Origin of the sequence: Streptomyces sp. NBC_00096 (genome assembly GCF_045041305.1) — a bacterium.
In the GTDB taxonomy this organism is placed as follows: Bacteria; Actinomycetota; Actinomycetes; order Streptomycetales; family Streptomycetaceae; genus Streptomyces.
The window spans coordinates 1,953,691-1,969,325 of record NZ_CP108221.1 but is presented as its reverse complement, the minus strand read 5'-3'; the positions used below and the strand labels follow the sequence as shown (position 1 = coordinate 1,969,325).

The following is a 15,635-nucleotide window of genomic DNA, read 5'->3' as shown; positions in this document are numbered from 1 at the left end:
GCTAGCCTGGCCGGGTGAATGCGCGTACCACCCTCGCGAAATGGCTGGGCACCCTGGAACCCGAGCGGCTGACCGCGTTGCTGGAGGAGCGTGATCTGCCGCTCGCCGCCGGGTACCGACGGATCACGACCCTCCGCGAGCTCGCCGAACACCTGCTCACCGACGAGTCGGTGGGTCAGGGCCTGATGGCGGGCACCGCCGGAGAACTGGAATTGCTCGCTTCCATCGCCGCCCTTGCTCTGGAGCGGCACGGCCCCGTAGCCGACGGCGAGGCCGAGGACGGGCCCCGGTATCCCTGGCAACAGCGGAAGCCCGTTGCCCCCGTGGAACCCGCGGACCGATTGGTGCCTGAGCGGGACGTACTGTCCTGGTTCGAACCGGGGGAGAAGCGGCAGCGGGCGGAACACACACTCACCCGACTGCGGGAGCGCGCGCTGTTGCTCCCCGCGCCCAAGGGCCGACTGGCGCTCCCCCCACTGCTGCACGTTCGCGCCGCCAGGTTCGACGGTTACGGGCGTACGGCCGACCGGCTGCTGACCACCGCCTACAACGCCCCTGAGGTCAAGCGGATCGCCGCCAACCTCTTCGGCGAGGGGGCGGCCCGTACCCGCGACCAGGCCCAGGAGCTGATCACCGCTCTGCTCGCCGATCCCGCCCGGGTGCGGGCGCTGGTGGCGGACGCCCCGGTCCGGGCGCTGGAGCTGCTGGACCACCTGGTACCCGGCCCGCCGCTGCTGCGGACCCACTGCTTCGTCGGCCGGTACGGGGGGCAGTACGCGGGCCCGGACGCCAAGTACGTCTTCCGGGAGGGCGGCAGTGGCGACGAGGGCACCGACTGGCTGGCCGGGCGCGGACTGCTTATCCCCTCCGGCCTCGACCTGGTGGAACTTCCGTACGAGGTCGCCCGTGCGCTCCGCGATGCGGGCGCGGCGCCCAGCCCCCGGCTGGAGCCGGAGCCGTTCACCGCCACCGCGCCGCTGCCGTCCGGCTGGAAGGGCGAGGGCGGCACGGCCGCCGCGGCGGCCGCCTGGCGGGCCGAACTGGTCCTGCGGGCGCTGGCCGCCCAGCCGGTCGCGATCCGCAAGGCGGGCGGGATCGCCGTACGGGACACCCGGCGGCTGGCCAAAGCGGCCGGGGCCGATGAGGCGGACACCCGGCTGTGGCTGGACCTCGCGGTGAACGCCGGACTGGCCGCGCCCCGGGACGACGAACCGGCCCCCGCTTCCCGCGGCCGCCGGAACCCTAAGGGCCCCAAGCCCTCCGCCCGGCTGTTGCCGAGCGACCGCTACGACGCCTGGGCCGCCGCCCCGCCCGCGGGCAAACTGCTGTCGCTCCTGGCCGCCTGGGCCGTGGTCCCCGCAGTACTCAGCCACTGGCCGGACCCCGACGAGACCCCGGTCGCGCTCATCAGTCCGCAGGACGAGGACGCCGTGACCCTCCGCACCGGGGTCCTGCGAGCGCTCGCCGTCCTCCCCGACGGACACGGGCTGACGGCGAACGCGCGCGGATACACCGAACTGCTCTCCCTGGCCGCATGGTTCCAGCCCGCCCTGCGCGCTCACCTGGCCACAGACGCCACGGGGGAGCTGACCGGCCTGGACGAAGTCCTCGACCGCATGGCGGCCACCCTGACAGAGGCGGCCCTGCTCGGTGTGGTGGCCCACGGCGCGCTCACCCCTGCCGGGCGGGCCCTGTGCCGGCTGCTGGAGGCGGGAGCCGCCCACCACTATCCGGCAGTGCCCGGCGCGGGCGCCGACCCGTCCGCCCGCGGCTCGGAGGGCCTGGGCGAAGACCTCGCCCTCCGCCCCACCCTGGCGAAGGCGGTGACCACCCTCCGCGAGGAGCTGTACGCAGCGCTGCCCGAGCCCAGCGACAAGGCCCGGTTCCAGAGCGACCTGACCGCCACGGTCACCGGCGCGCCCGCGCCCGCCCTCGCCGACCTGCTCTCCGCCGTCGGCGACATCGAGTCCGAGGGGCACGCGGTGGTCTGGCGCATCACGGCAACCTCCATCCGCCGGGCCCTGGACGCCGGCTGGAGCGCGGACGAACTCCTCGACCGCCTCACGGCGGCAAGCGAGCGCGACACCCCCCTCCCCCAACCACTGGCCTACACGATCAAGGACACCGCCCGCACCCACGGCCAACTCAAGGTCGTCCGCTCCGCCTGCTGCATCCGCTCCGACGACACCGCCCTGATCGCCGAGGTGGCCCAGTCCCGCGGCCTCACCAAACTGGGCCTGCGCCGCATCGCCCCCACGGTCCTGATCTCCACGGCCCCGCCGGAGGAGACGCTGTCAGCCCTCCGCACGGCCGGCTACGCCCCCACCCAGGAAGCCGAAACGGGCACCACGGTCCTGGACCGTGCCCCCACCGACCGCGCACCGAGCCTCCTCCCGTCCCTCGACCAGGCCCACCCCCCCTACGGCGAACAACAAGGTCTGGGTGTCCCTTCCAGTGCCCGAAACCTGGCGGTGACGATCACCGGGACCGGGTAAGGCGCGTGCTGGGCGGCGCCGTTACCCAACAGCGCTGTCAGTGCGGCGTGTGGGCCTGGGAAGCATGATGCACTCCGCGACCGTCCTCCTCCGGGGGCACGAGGAACTTGCGCAGGCGACGCCGGACACCGCCGCTTGGCTGATCATGTTCTTCCTGGACTTCAGCACTGTCTGGACAGCCCTTCTCTGGATCGTCACTGGGTCTCTTCACGGCTGTGGCTGTACGGCCCGGCCAACTTGGCAGCAGGCCTGATGCTCTACGGAGCGCTCGGCGGATGGGGTGGGCCGTACTTGTCGAAGTCGTAGCCCCGACCGGCATACAGACGCCGGGGCTTGCGGCGTGGGCGTCCTCGCAGGCCCCGAATCGCTGGCACGGTCGACGGGCGGGGGACCGACGTGATCCCCACGTCCTGTCGGACGCGAACGGACTGCCCCTCCTTGTCTGCGTCGCCGCCGCCAACACCCACGACAGCCTCGCCCTGAAGCCCATGATCATGGGTCGCCAAACGAGACACGACCCCCACCGCGGTCGCCACTTCAAACTCCAACGCCTCCACGCCGACAAGGCCTACGACGTTCCCCACCTGCGAAAATGGCTGCGTGGGGAACGGAGGTTGGTCCGCATTGCGCACAAGGGCATCGAGTCATCGGAACGACTCGGTCGGCGCCGGTGGGTGATCGAGCGGACCGTGTCCTGGCTCACCGGCTACCGCCGCCTCAACCACCGCTACGAACGGCACCCCCCGCAACTACCTGGCCTTTCTCGGCCGCGCCGCCGCCATCTGCTGCTACAAACGCCTCGTCCGCCTCACCACATAGGACACGGTCTCAGCGTGGGTGTCGGGTACCTGGATACGTGGCTACTTTCGGCAGATGGTTGATTTCATGTCGCTTCTGCAGTTGCTCGGAGCAGGAAGTGCCGGAGCCGTCGTCTCTCAGTACGTGACTGCGGCTCCCGAAAGGCGTCAGTCGCGAGCGGCAGCCCGCGAGTCGATGGCCGCGCTAGAACAGAGGCGTTGGTATCAGAGTGCCGAGGGCGAATGGGGGAGCTCCGGAAGGCTGTGCACAGTTTCGAGTCTGCTGCCCTCATCGCGGGAGTCCCTCGGGAAGTTTCGCAATGGTACGGAAGGACGACCCTAGCGACCTTCGGCGAGAGTCGAAGGAACTGGACGGAGGACCCGGGGCACCCGTACGCCGGCGGTGTAGCCGGGGCCCATCTCGATGCCTACGCCAGTGCTGCGGAGCTTGTACAGGATGTGCTGTGGCATCCCCAGCGGTCGAAGTTCGTGTGGCGTCGGCGGTTGCGCCTCTCACGGGCCAAGGTCATGGAGGCGACGCAGGGCTCATCTGCCATCCAGAGTGATCTCCACAGCCCTAGCGCCTGACCGAGCCCGTCCTCTATCGCAGGTCTATCGCGAGCAGTGCGTAACAACGACAAAGACCTGGACTCAGTGGGACTGGGTCCAGGTCTTCATGCTTGGCACTCGTGCAGATCAGCGGGTGTTTCACGCTGGTCCAGCAGGAGTGCCCCCGGCAGGATTCGAACCTGCGCACACGGCTCCGGAGGCCGTTGCTCTATCCCCTGAGCTACGGGGGCGCTGTCGCTGGTGTTGCGGCGACGGGTTGAACACTACCAGCTTCCGGACGGTGATCAGCAACGGATTGAGGGGGAGGGGGGAGTGGGTCGCCCGGAGGGGGTGGAAGTGGCAAAAACCCGGACGCGGGGGCCCGGGTCGACCTACTCTCGAGTTGTGTCAGGCGCCTCGGGCCGGGTGCTTGTTGTCGACGACAACAAGGTCATCCGGCAGCTGATCAAGGTCAATCTCGAGCTGGAGGGCTTCGAGGTCGTGACCGCGAACGATGGTGCCGAATGCCTGGACGTCGTGCATCACGTGCGGCCGGATGTGATCACTCTTGATGTGGTCATGCCCCGTCTGGACGGTTTCGGGGCGGCCGCGCAATTGCGGGCCGATCCCCGGACGCGGGACCTGCCCGTTGCGATCGTGAGTGCCTGTACGCAGAACGAGGTCGAGGCCGGGATCGCCGCCGGGGTGGACGCGTTCCTCGCCAAGCCCTTCGAGCCCGCCGAGCTGGTGCGGGTCGTGCGCCGGCTCATCGAGCGCCGTGACCGCAGGGAGCGGAAAGGGGCTCCCGCAGGGAGGGGGAGGGGATGATTTCCGTCCTCCGGGAGCGTGCCGGCTTTGCTGCCCGGCGACCCCTCTGTTCACATGGCGAAACCGTTCGCGTGACGTGGGGCCTTCTCCCCTAGGCTGGCCACGTGACCCCCGCTGACCTCTCCCGTTCCGTCGTGCGCGCCGTGCGCCGCGCCGTCGAGGACGGGGAGCTGCCCGCGGGTGTGGTCGTACCCGAGCGCGTCGTCGTCGAGCGGACCCGGCCCGGGGGAGTGGGGGACTACGCCTCACCCGTCGCGTTCGGGGTGGCCAAGGGCGCCGGGGTCGCACCCCGTGGAGTGGCCGAGGTGCTGGCCCCGCGGCTGGCGGACCTTTCCGGGATCGAGCGCGTGGAAGTCACCGGCGCCGGGTTCCTGAACTTCGTACTCGCCCCGAGTCCGGTGGGAGAGCTCGTACGGAGCGTTCGTGAGCAAGGGCTTCGGTACGGGTTCGCCGCCGGCGCCACCAGCGACGTCCCCGAAGACCAGGGCCTCCTCGATACCGCCCACCTGCGTGAGCGGGTCGTAGGCCGGGCCGTGCTGCGGATCGGGCGGAGTCAGGGTGGGGCCGGGGAGCGGACCGGGCCCCTCGACGCCGCCCGCGTCACCCCCGTCGCCCCCGTCGCCCCCGTCGCCAAGCGGGACGGGGACGTGTGCGCCGCCTACGGGGCCGATGCCGCCGCCTGGGCGATGCTCTGCGTGCCCGGACACGAGACCCCCATGTTTCCTGCGTGGCTGCTGGTGCAGGACGAGTCCAGTGAGTTCTTCCGGGTGCGGTACGCCCACGCCCGGGTCCGGGCCCTGACCCGTAACGCCGAGCAGCTCGGGTTCCGCGCCGAGCCCGGCGAGACCCCGGAAGAGACCCCCCGCGGCGAGGCCCCGGAAGAGACCCCCGGCGGCAAGACCCCCCGCCGCCATCCCCCGGAAGAGCCCCCCCGCGGCGCCCCCCTCATCCGTGCCCTCGCCGACCACCCCCTCGTGCTCGAGGCCGCCGCGCACCACCGTGCGCCCGAGCGGCTCGTCCGGCATCTCGTCGTGCTGGCCGACGCCCTGCTCGACTTCCAGTACGCCGTTCTGCCCAAGGGGGACGAGAAACCCTCGGCCGCCCACCGCGCCCGGCTGGCCCTTGCCGAAGCCGCCGGGACGGTGCTGGCCGGCGGCCTGACCCTCCTCGGTATAGACGCGCCCGACCACCTGTGATGCGGATGCGCACGTGATCCGATGTGATTCACCTGCGGTCCGGATGCTCCGGATGATTGTGAAGAGAGAGTTTCGATGAGCCGTTCCGCACACCCCGCCGGCCCCCGCCACGCCGACGTGCTGCCCGAGGGCCACTACTCCCCGCCGGCCGCCGATCTCAACGCGCTCGACGAGAAGGTCTGGGCGCGGACGGTCGCCCGCAACGCCGACGGTGTCGTGACCGTGGGCGGGATCGAAGTCACCAAGCTCGCCGAGGAGTTCGGGACGCCCGCCTACTTCCTCGACGAGGAGGACTTCCGCGCGAGGTGCCGCGCCTGGGCGCACGCCTTCGGGCCGGACGCGGACGTCTTCTACGCAGGCAAGGCCTTCCTCTCCAAGGCCGTCGTGAAGTGGCTGCGCGAGGAGGGGCTCAACGTGGACGTGTGTTCCGGCGGCGAGCTCGCCACCGCGCTCGCGGCCGGCATGCCCGCCGACCGGATCGCCTTCCACGGCAACAACAAGTCCACCGCCGAGATCACCCGTGCAGTCGAGGCCGGCGTGGGGCGGATCGTGCTCGACTCCTTCCAGGAGATCGCCCGCGTCGCGCACGTCGCCCGCGAGCTCGGCGTACGCCAGCCCGTGCAGATCCGCGTCACCGTCGGCGTGGAGGCGCACACCCACGAGTTCATCGCCACCGCGCACGAGGACCAGAAGTTCGGCATCGCCGTGGCCGACGGCTCCGCCGCCGAGGCGGTGCGCCGGGCGCTGGGGCACGACAGCCTGGAGCTGCTCGGCGTCCACTCCCACATCGGCTCGCAGATCTTCGACATGGCCGGCTTCGAGGTCTCCGCCAAGCGCGTCGTGCGCCTGCTGGCCGCCGTGCGCGACGAGCACGGGGTCGAGCTGCCCGAGATCGACCTCGGCGGCGGGCTCGGCATCGCCTACACCTCCGCCGACGATCCCCGCGAGCCGCAGGAGATCGCCAAGGCCCTGCACGAGATCGTCGCCCGCGAGTGCGAGGCCTCCGGTCTGCGCGCCCCGCGGATCTCCGTGGAACCCGGACGGGCCATCGTCGGTCCGACGGCCTTCACCCTCTACGAGGTCGGGACGATCAAGCCCCTCGAAGGACTGCGGACGTACGTGTCCGTCGACGGCGGCATGTCCGACAACATCCGCACCGCCCTCTACGACGCCGAGTACGCCGTCACCCTGGTCTCCCGCACCTCCGACGCCGAGCCCATGCTCGTGCGCGTCGTGGGCAAGCACTGCGAGAGCGGTGACATCGTGGTCAAGGACGCGTTCCTGCCCGCCGATCTCGCTCCCGGGGACCTCCTCGCGGTCCCGGCCACCGGCGCCTACTGCCGCTCGATGGCCAGCAACTACAACCACGCGCTCCGGCCGCCCGTCGTCGCCGTGCGCGACGGCGGGGCCCGTGTCATCGTCCGCCGGGAGACGGAGGAGGATCTCCTGCGCCTCGACCTCGGATGATCCGCATTCTTCTGGGGGAAGCCCCCCAGACCCTGAAATAGGTGTCTCACTCAATGGACCGAGGGTGGAAACTGTTGTCCATTGAGTGAGACTGGTTCACACCTGGGATGCAAACCGCTCACCAGGTACTGCTGTGAAGATCGAAAGGCGTAGGTCGAATGATGCGTACGCGTCCGCTGAAGGTGGCGCTGCTGGGCTGTGGAGTGGTCGGCTCAGAGGTGGCGCGCATCATGACGACGCACGCCGACGATCTGACGGCCAGGATCGGCGCGCCCGTCGAGCTCGCCGGCGTGGCCGTACGCCGCCCCTCCAAGGTGCGCGAAGGCATCGACCCGGCCCTCATCACCACCGATGCGACCGCGCTGCTCAAACGCGGCGACATCGACGTGGCCATCGAGGTCATCGGCGGCATCGAGCCGGCCCGCACCCTGATCACCACCGCCTTCGAGCACGGCATCTCCGTCGTCTCGGCGAACAAGGCGCTGCTCGCCCAGGACGGCGCCGCCCTGCACGCCGCGGCCGAGCAGCACGGGCTGGACCTGTACTACGAGGCCGCCGTCGCCGGTGCCATCCCGCTGGTCCGCCCGATGCGCGAGTCCCTCGCGGGCGACAAGATCAACCGGGTGATGGGCATCGTCAACGGCACGACGAACTTCATCCTCGACAAGATGGACTCGACCGGCGCCGGGTACCAGGAGGCCCTCGACGAGGCCACCGCCCTCGGGTACGCCGAGGCCGACCCCACCGCCGACGTGGAGGGCTACGACGCCGCCGCCAAGGCCGCGATCCTGGCCGGCATCGCCTTCCACACCCGGGTCCGCCTCGACGACGTCTACCGCGAGGGCATGACCGAGGTCAGCGCCGCCGACTTCGCGTCCGCCAAGCGGATGGGCTGCACCATCAAGCTCCTCGCCATCCTGGAGCGCGCCGCCGACGGCGAGTCCGTCACCGCGCGCGTCCACCCGGCGATGATCCCGCTGACCCACCCGCTGGCTTCCGTCCGCGAGGCCTACAACGCCGTCTTCGTCGAGGCGGAGGCCGCCGGGCGGCTCATGTTCTACGGGCCCGGCGCGGGCGGTTCTCCGACCGCGTCGGCGGTCCTCGGCGACCTGGTCGCCGTCTGCCGCAACAAGCTCGCCGAGGCAAAGGGGCCGGGCGAGTCCGCGTACGCCCAGCTGCCGGTCAGTGCCATGGGCGAGGTCGTCACCCGCTACCACATCAGCCTCGATGTGGCGGACAAGCCGGGCGTACTCGCCCAGGTGGCGACCACCTTCGCCGAGCACGGGGTGTCGATCGACACCGTCCGCCAGCAGGGAAAGGACGGCGAGGCCTCCCTCGTCGTCGTCACTCACCGGGCACCCGACGCCGCCCTCTCCGGGACCGTCGAGGCGCTGCGGAAGCTGGACACCGTCCGCGGTGTGGCCAGCATCATGCGTGTTGAAGGGGAGTAAGGACCCATGAGCAGCAATCGCACCCACCAGTGGCGCGGCATCATCGAGGAGTACCGGGACCGTCTGCCGGTGACGGCCGCGACTCCCGTGGTCACGCTCCGCGAGGGTGGAACTCCCCTCGTGCCCGCGCAGGTGCTCTCCGAGCGCACCGGCTGCGAGGTGCACCTGAAGGTCGAGGGGGCCAACCCCACGGGCTCCTTCAAGGACCGCGGCATGACCATGGCGATCACCAAGGCCAAGGAGGACGGCGCCAAGGCCGTCATCTGCGCCTCCACGGGCAACACCTCGGCCTCCGCCGCCGCCTACGCGGTGCGCGCCGGGATGGTCTGCGCCGTCCTCGTGCCCCGCGGCAAGATCGCGCTGGGCAAGATGGGCCAGGCCCTGGTCCACGGTGCCAAGATCCTGCAGGTGGACGGCAACTTCGACGACTGCCTGGACCTCGCCCGCGCGCTGTCCGACAACTACCCGGTGGCGCTGGTCAATTCCGTCAATCCGGTACGCATCGAGGGCCAGAAGACGGCCGCGTTCGAGATCGTGGACGCGCTCGGCGACGCCCCCGACATCCACGTGCTGCCCGTCGGCAACGCCGGCAACATCACCGCGTACTGGAAGGGCTTCAAGGAGTACAAGGCCGACGGCCTGGCCTCCCGTACGCCCCGCGTGTGGGGTTTCCAGGCCTCCGGTTCCGCGCCCATCGTGCGCGGGGAGATCGTCAAGGAGCCGCACACCATCGCCACCGCGATCCGCATCGGCAACCCGGCCTCGTGGGACTACGCCCTGCAGGCCCGGGACGAGTCGGGCGGCTTCATCGACGAGGTGACGGACCGCCAGATCCTCGCGGCCTACCGCCTGTTGGCCGCGCAGGAGGGCGTCTTCGTCGAGCCCGCCTCGGCCGCGTCCGTGGCCGGTCTGCTCAAGGCCGCCGAGCTCGGCCTGGTCGACCCCGGCCAGAAGATCGTGTGCACGGTCACCGGCAACGGCCTGAAGGACCCCGACTGGGCGGTCGCCGGCGCTCCGCAGCCGGTCACCATTCCGGTCGACGCCGAGGCCGCCGCCGTGCGCCTCGGTCTCGTCTGACCGGGAGTTCCGGCCAGAAGTACGGCAGTAACCGAGTTGCCGGATTCCGGAAGTCTTTCGAAGGCCGAGAAATCCGGCAACTCGGTCCGTACGGCACCAAACCCCAGCGGAAACCCGGTGGAAACCGGGCGGAGGCCGGGCAGAATTCGGCAGGAGCCCGCGACACGCATCGTGCGCCTGCTGTGCGCCCTATGTCGGAGAAGAACCTTCCTTCGATAGGCTGTACTTACATCCGCCGCCGCGCATATGACCGCGGTGCTGCCCACAGGGCCTTCGGGTGTCGTACGTTCTCCAGTACATTCACAGCGAGCAAGCGAGCCAGCGAACATCTCGTCTCGCACAGTCACAAGGAGTGTCATCGGACGATGGCCGGTCCAGCGTTCCGCGCCGCCGCCGTACGGGTGCGCGTTCCCGCCAGCAGTGCCAACCTCGGCCCGGGCTTCGACGCCTTCGGCCTGGCCCTGGGGCTCTATGACGACGTCGTCGTCCGTGTGGCCGATTCCGGCCTGAACATCGACATCGCGGGCGAAGGTGCGGACACCCTCCCGCGGGACGAGAGTCACCTCCTCGTACGTTCCATGCGCACCGCCTTCGACCTGCTGGGCGGGCAGCCGCGCGGGCTCGAAGTGGTCTGCGCCAACCGCATCCCGCACGGTCGCGGCCTCGGCTCCTCCTCCGCCGCCATCTGCGCGGGCATCGTCGCCGCCCGCGCCGTGACCATAGGCGGAGAGGCCAAGCTCGACGACGTGGCCCTGCTGGAACTGGCCACCGAGATCGAGGGCCACCCCGACAACGTCGCCGCCTGTCTGCTCGGCGGTTTCACCCTCGCGTGGATGGACGGCGGCAGCGCCAAGGCGATCCGCATGGAGCCCGCCGATTCCATCGTTCCGGTGGTCTTCGTCCCCTCCAAGCCGGTGCTGACGGAGACCGCGCGCGGCCTGCTGCCGCGCACCGTCCCGCACGTGGACGCGGCCGTCAACGCGGGCCGCGCGGGTCTGCTCGTGGAGGCCCTGACCAGGCGTCCCGAGTTCCTGCTGCCGGCCACCGAGGACCGTCTCCACCAGGACTACCGGTCCCCGGCGATGCCCGAGAGCCTGGCTCTCGTGGCCCGACTGCGGGCGGACGGCATCCCCGCGGTGATCTCCGGCGCGGGCCCCACGGTCCTCGCGCTGGTCGACAACGGTGCGGCCGACAAGGTCGCGCGGCTCGCGGGCGAGGGGTGGGCGGCCAACCGGCTCGCACTCGACGCCGCGGGCGCGAGCGTACTTCCGCTGGGTACCCAGGGCGGCTGAATCCTGCCGTGGGGCAGACAGCCGGCCAGGGGCGGGCGGCCAGGGCAGGCCGCCCGCGCGGAAGGGCTCGATTGCCGGTGATTGAGAGGGGGAATGTCTGTTGGATCCGGTAGTGTTAGTCTCAAGTGCGCATCCGAAGCCGCCATGGCTTGGTGCTCAGTGTCCCTATCAGGGACCACCTTTCTTCCGGGAGCCTCCCCGACTGCTTTGATCGCTGCCAGCAGTTTCGAGCACGCTCCGGAATCGGCGTGACATTCCCACGCTTCCAGCTCGGGGGCTTCTCGCCGGAACCACCCATGCACATGCACATGCACGTTTCTCTCCGCCGTATTTCTATCGGCGGACCACCGCCCCGGCTGCAGTCCATGCCTCATCAAGTCACGGACTGCCGTCGGACAGCACAACCGGTCGCCGAGCCAGACAGGCCGACGTCCGCTCCAGGGAAGGACCCTTCGTGAGCGACACCACCGATCTGATGGGCGCTGCCGACACCAACGTCGACACCAGTGCCCCCGCCGCGGGCGCCGCGACCAAGCGTCGCCGCTCCGGCACCGGCCTTGATGGCATGGTCCTGGCCGAGCTCCAGCAGGTCGCGTCGGGCCTCGGCATCAGGGGCACCGCGCGGATGCGCAAGGGCCAGCTGATCGAGGTCATCAAGGAGACGCAGGCGGGAAGCAGCGCCCCCAAGGCCGCGGCCTCCGCGCCCGCCGCCTCCGCCGACAGCGCCGAGACGAAGCCGAAGCGCCGCGTCACCAGCAAGGCCCGTACGGGCGAGGCCGCCGCCGAGGCGCCCGCCGAGAAGACCGCTACGCAGGCGCAGATCGACATCCCCGGCCAGCCGGCCAGCGAGGACGCCCCGGTCGGCGAGCGCCGCCGCCGCCGGGCCACCGCCCCCTCCGGCAGCCCCGAGGGTTCGGCTCCCGCCGCCGTGCAGGTCGAGGCCAAGGCCGAGGCCGCCGCCCCGGCCGCGCAGGCCGAGACGAAGACCGAGGCGGCCACCGCCGCTTCCGGTCAGGCTCAGGGCCAGGACGGCGAGGGCCGCGGCCGCCGCGACCGCCGCGAGCGGGGCAGCGAGCGCACCGACGGCCGTCGCGAGCGCCGTGACCGCGGTGCCAAGGCCGATGACCAGGGCCAGGGCGCCCAGGGTCAGGGCCAGGGCCAGGCCGGTCAGGGTGGTCAGGGTCAGGGCCAGAACCAGGGTCAGGGCCAGGGCCAGCAGGGCGGCCGTCAGGACCGGACCGACCGTCAGGACCGCCAGCAGGGCGGCCGCGGCCAGGGCCAGAACCAGGGCCAGAACCAGGGTCAGGGCCAGCAGGGCGGCCGGCAGGACCGGGACCGTCAGGACAACGGCCCGCAGGACGACTTCGACGAGGACGGCCGCCGCGGCCGCCGTGGCCGTTACCGCGACCGCCGTGGCCGTCGCGGCCGCGACGAGTTCGCTCCGGCCGAGCCGCAGGTCGCCGACGACGACGTCCTGATCCCCGTCGCGGGCATCCTCGACATCCTCGACAACTACGCGTTCATCCGGACCTCGGGCTACCTGCCCGGCCCGAACGACGTGTACGTCTCGCTGGCCCAGGTCCGCAAGGCGGGGCTCCGCAAGGGCGACCACACCACCGGTGCGGTCCGCCAGCCCAAGGACGGCGAGCGCCGCGAGAAGTTCAACGCGCTCGTCCGCCTGGACTCCGTCAACGGCATGGCGCCCGAATCCGGCCGCGGCCGCCCGGAGTTCCAGAAGCTGACCCCCCTGTACCCCCAGGACCGGCTCCGTCTGGAGACCGACCCGGGCGTGCTGACCACCCGGATCATCGACCTCGTGTCGCCGATCGGCAAGGGCCAGCGCGGTCTGATCGTGGCCCCGCCGAAGACCGGCAAGACCATGATCATGCAGGCGATCGCCAACGCGATCACGGTCAACAACCCCGAGTGCCACCTGATGGTCGTCCTGGTCGACGAGCGTCCGGAAGAGGTCACGGACATGCAGCGGTCGGTGAAGGGCGAGGTCATCTCCTCGACCTTCGACCGCCCGGCCGAGGACCACACCACCGTCGCCGAGCTGGCCATCGAGCGCGCCAAGCGTCTCGTCGAGCTCGGCCACGACGTGGTCGTCCTGCTTGACTCCATCACCCGTCTGGGCCGCGCGTACAACCTCGCCGCCCCCGCCTCCGGCCGCATCCTGTCCGGTGGTGTCGACTCGACCGCGCTGTACCCGCCGAAGCGCTTCTTCGGTGCCGCGCGCAACATCGAGGACGGCGGCTCGCTGACCATCCTGGCCACCGCGCTGGTCGACACCGGCTCGCGCATGGACGAGGTGATCTTCGAGGAGTTCAAGGGCACCGGCAACATGGAGCTCAAGCTCGACCGGAAGCTCGCCGACAAGCGCATCTTCCCGGCCGTGGACGTGGACCCCTCGGGCACCCGCAAGGAGGAGATCCTCCTCAACAGCGAGGAGCTCGCCATCGTCTGGAAGCTGCGCCGGGTGCTGCACGCGCTCGACTCGCAGCAGGCCATCGAGCTGCTCCTCGACAAGATGAAGCAGACGAAGTCGAACGCCGAGTTCCTCATGCAGATCGCGAAGACGACCCCGTCGGGCAAGAACGACGACTGACGTCTCCCCGTAGCACCTGCCTGACCACGAAAGCCCCCGCCGCATCCGCGACGGGGGCTTTCGGGTCAAGTGCGACCTTTGCCACACTCCGTACCCCGGTCAACCCCCGGGAGTCACCGCGTGTCCCGCGCGAAACCGCAGGTAGGCGCTTCCTTGCGCGCTGTTCATCCCGGTTCGTCCGGAGAGCCGGCCCATTCCGGACACACCGGTGGCCGTGGAACCCTGGGGGACGTCCGCCCGTCTGTGTCAGAGGGAGCGGGGAGCCGGCCCGGACCGGGACGCGGACGGACAGCGGACAGAGCAGACGGGCAGAGGAGAGCATGAGCCAGGACAACAGGGGTCGCGGCCGAAGGGCCGCCGCAGGCCGGCGCCGGCAGAAACCGGCCGCGCGCCGCAGGGCCTTCGTCATCGCCGCGTGGACCGCTGCCGGCGTCGTCCTCCTGGGCGGGGCGGGGCTCGGCTACTTCTACTTCAAGCTCAACGGCAACCTCAAGACGGTCGACATCGACGCGGCCCTCGGCAAGGACCGCCCGCAGAACGTGGACAACGGCTCGATGGACATCCTCGTCCTCGGGTCCGACTCCCGCGGCGGGGCGAACGGCGAGTACGGGCAGGACGACGGCGGCTCCGCCCGCTCCGACACCGCGATGATCGTCCACCTGAACGAGGGCCACACCAAGGCCAGCGTCGTATCGATACCCCGCGACACCCTGGTGACCCGGCCCTCGTGCAAGGAGCCGAACGGCAGGACGGACCCGGGCGGCCCGCGCAAGATGTTCAACGAGTCCTACACCGTCGGCGGGGCGGCCTGCGCGGTCGCCACCGTGGAGAAGATGTCGGGGATCCGCATGGATCACTACCTGGAGGTCGACTTCACCGGCTTCAAGGGGATCATCGACAACCTCGGCGGGGTCGAGGTGACGACCACCAAGCCGATCAAGGACCCGTACAGCCACCTCGACCTGCCCGCCGGCACCCACAAGCTCAACGGGGAGCAGGCCCTCGGCCTGGTCCGCACCCGCCACGGCGTGGGCGACGGCGGCGACCTCGGCCGAATACAGCTGCAGCAGGCCTTCATCAAGGCGCTGATCAAGCAGGTCAAGAGCATCGGCGTCTTCGACAACCCGAAGCGGCTGCTCGACCTCGCCGACACCGCCACCAAGGCGCTCACCACCGACAAGCCGCTCGGCGACGTGAAATCCCTCATGGGCTTCGCCCAGGGCCTCCAGGGCATCAGCCCGGAGAACATGCAGATGATCACCCTGCCCGTGGTCGGGGACACCCGTGACCCCAACCGGGTCGTCCCGCTCACCCAGGAGTCCAAGATGGTGTGGGAGGCCCTCCTGGCGGACCGGCCGATCCCGGCCGAGGCCACCGCGAATTCCGCCGGGGACAAGGGCACGGCGGGCACGGTCGTGCAGTAGGCCGGGCGGCGGCGGAATAGATGGCGACCCCCCTCCGTTGAGGGAGGCGTCCTCAGAATTTTGACAGGCAGCCCGGTCCTGGCAGACTGGTCTGTCGGCCCCGGTTCACGCAGCGCGCAATTCGGCTCCTGCGACCCGGCGCCCTCCCGAATCTAGGAGACACCTTGAAGCGCGATGTTCACCCCACGTACGTCGAGACCCAGGTCAGCTGCACCTGTGGCGCGTCGTTCACCACCCGTAGCACCCTGACCGAAGGCACCATCCGTGCCGAGGTCTGCTCCGAGTGCCACCCGTTCTACACGGGCAAGCAGAAGATCCTCGACACCGGTGGCCGTGTGGCCCGCTTCGAGGCCCGCTTCGGCAAGGCTGCGCAGAAGTAGCGAGCCTCCGGCGCCGGATTCCGGCTGCACCCTGTTGCTACGGGGGCAGCCGGACCGGCGCCTTTCGCGTC

The 15,635-nt window shown here is 70.6% G+C and carries 10 protein-coding genes, 1 tRNA gene and 1 pseudogene; 11 read left to right on the top strand and 1 reads right to left on the bottom strand.

Features of this window, described 5'->3' with window-relative positions; genetic code table 11:
• Positions 1 to 14: 14 nt before the first annotated feature.
• Both OG904_RS08200 and OG904_RS08195 read left to right on the top strand, forming a co-directional pair.
• A complete protein-coding gene (locus OG904_RS08200; protein ID WP_405488837.1) occupies positions 15 to 2,495 on the top strand; it encodes a helicase-associated domain-containing protein in 2,481 nt (826 codons plus the stop codon).
• 275 nt (positions 2,496 to 2,770) lie between these two features.
• A pseudogene (locus OG904_RS08195) lies at positions 2,771 to 3,314 on the top strand (transposase).
• Between the two features lie 706 nt (positions 3,315 to 4,020).
• Here the strand turns inward: OG904_RS08195 and OG904_RS08190 are convergent.
• A tRNA-Arg gene (locus OG904_RS08190) sits at positions 4,021 to 4,092 on the bottom strand.
• Positions 4,093 to 4,198: 106 nt separating this feature from the next.
• Here OG904_RS08190 and OG904_RS08185 point away from each other — a divergent pair.
• The 9 genes from OG904_RS08185 to rpmE all read left to right on the top strand — a co-directional run bounded on the left by OG904_RS08185 (position 4,199) and on the right by rpmE (position 15,564).
• Positions 4,199 to 4,669: a response regulator gene (locus OG904_RS08185; protein ID WP_405497862.1), complete on the top strand. Its 471-nt coding sequence runs from the start codon at positions 4,199 to 4,201 to the stop codon at positions 4,667 to 4,669.
• A gap of 104 nt (positions 4,670 to 4,773) precedes the next feature.
• Positions 4,774 to 5,865 carry an ArgS-related anticodon-binding protein NrtL gene (nrtL, locus tag OG904_RS08180; protein ID WP_405488835.1) on the top strand — a complete coding sequence of 364 codons (1,092 nt, stop codon included), beginning with the start codon at positions 4,774 to 4,776 and terminating at the stop codon, positions 5,863 to 5,865.
• Between the two features lie 75 nt (positions 5,866 to 5,940).
• Complete coding sequence (gene lysA / locus OG904_RS08175) at positions 5,941 to 7,332, top strand: diaminopimelate decarboxylase (RefSeq protein WP_405488833.1); 1,392 nt, start codon at positions 5,941 to 5,943, stop codon at positions 7,330 to 7,332.
• A 161-nt stretch (positions 7,333 to 7,493) separates the two neighbouring features.
• Complete coding sequence (locus OG904_RS08170; RefSeq protein WP_405497860.1) at positions 7,494 to 8,783, top strand: homoserine dehydrogenase; 1,290 nt, start codon at positions 7,494 to 7,496, stop codon at positions 8,781 to 8,783.
• Positions 8,784 to 8,789: 6 nt separating this feature from the next.
• Positions 8,790 to 9,860, top strand: coding sequence for a threonine synthase (gene thrC, locus OG904_RS08165; RefSeq protein ID WP_405488831.1), 1,071 nt, complete (start codon positions 8,790 to 8,792; stop codon positions 9,858 to 9,860).
• Between the two features lie 365 nt (positions 9,861 to 10,225).
• Positions 10,226 to 11,152, top strand: a complete 927-nt coding sequence (thrB, locus tag OG904_RS08160; RefSeq protein ID WP_405488829.1) for a homoserine kinase — start codon at positions 10,226 to 10,228, stop codon at positions 11,150 to 11,152.
• Positions 11,153 to 11,606: 454 nt separating this feature from the next.
• Positions 11,607 to 13,760, top strand: a complete 2,154-nt coding sequence (rho, locus tag OG904_RS08155; RefSeq protein WP_405488827.1) for a transcription termination factor Rho — start codon at positions 11,607 to 11,609, stop codon at positions 13,758 to 13,760.
• Between the two features lie 320 nt (positions 13,761 to 14,080).
• Entirely contained in the window at positions 14,081 to 15,184 is a 1,104-nt protein-coding gene (locus tag OG904_RS08150) for an LCP family protein (protein ID WP_405488825.1), read from the top strand.
• Positions 15,185 to 15,348: 164 nt separating this feature from the next.
• Positions 15,349 to 15,564: a 50S ribosomal protein L31 gene (gene rpmE / locus OG904_RS08145; protein WP_405488823.1), complete on the top strand. Its 216-nt coding sequence runs from the start codon at positions 15,349 to 15,351 to the stop codon at positions 15,562 to 15,564.
• Positions 15,565 to 15,635 lie beyond the last annotated feature (71 nt).

Excerpts from the sequence above, each read along its gene's own strand:
- thrB (WP_405488829.1), top strand. The coding sequence starts at position 10,226 with ATGGCCGGTCCAGCGTTCCGCGCCGCCGCCGTACGGGTGCGCGTTCCC.
- OG904_RS08150 (WP_405488825.1), top strand. The coding sequence starts at position 14,081 with ATGAGCCAGGACAACAGGGGTCGCGGCCGAAGGGCCGCCGCAGGCCGG.
- lysA (WP_405488833.1), top strand. The coding sequence starts at position 5,941 with ATGAGCCGTTCCGCACACCCCGCCGGCCCCCGCCACGCCGACGTGCTG.
- thrC (WP_405488831.1), top strand. The coding sequence starts at position 8,790 with ATGAGCAGCAATCGCACCCACCAGTGGCGCGGCATCATCGAGGAGTAC.
- OG904_RS08170 (WP_405497860.1), top strand. The coding sequence starts at position 7,494 with ATGCGTACGCGTCCGCTGAAGGTGGCGCTGCTGGGCTGTGGAGTGGTC.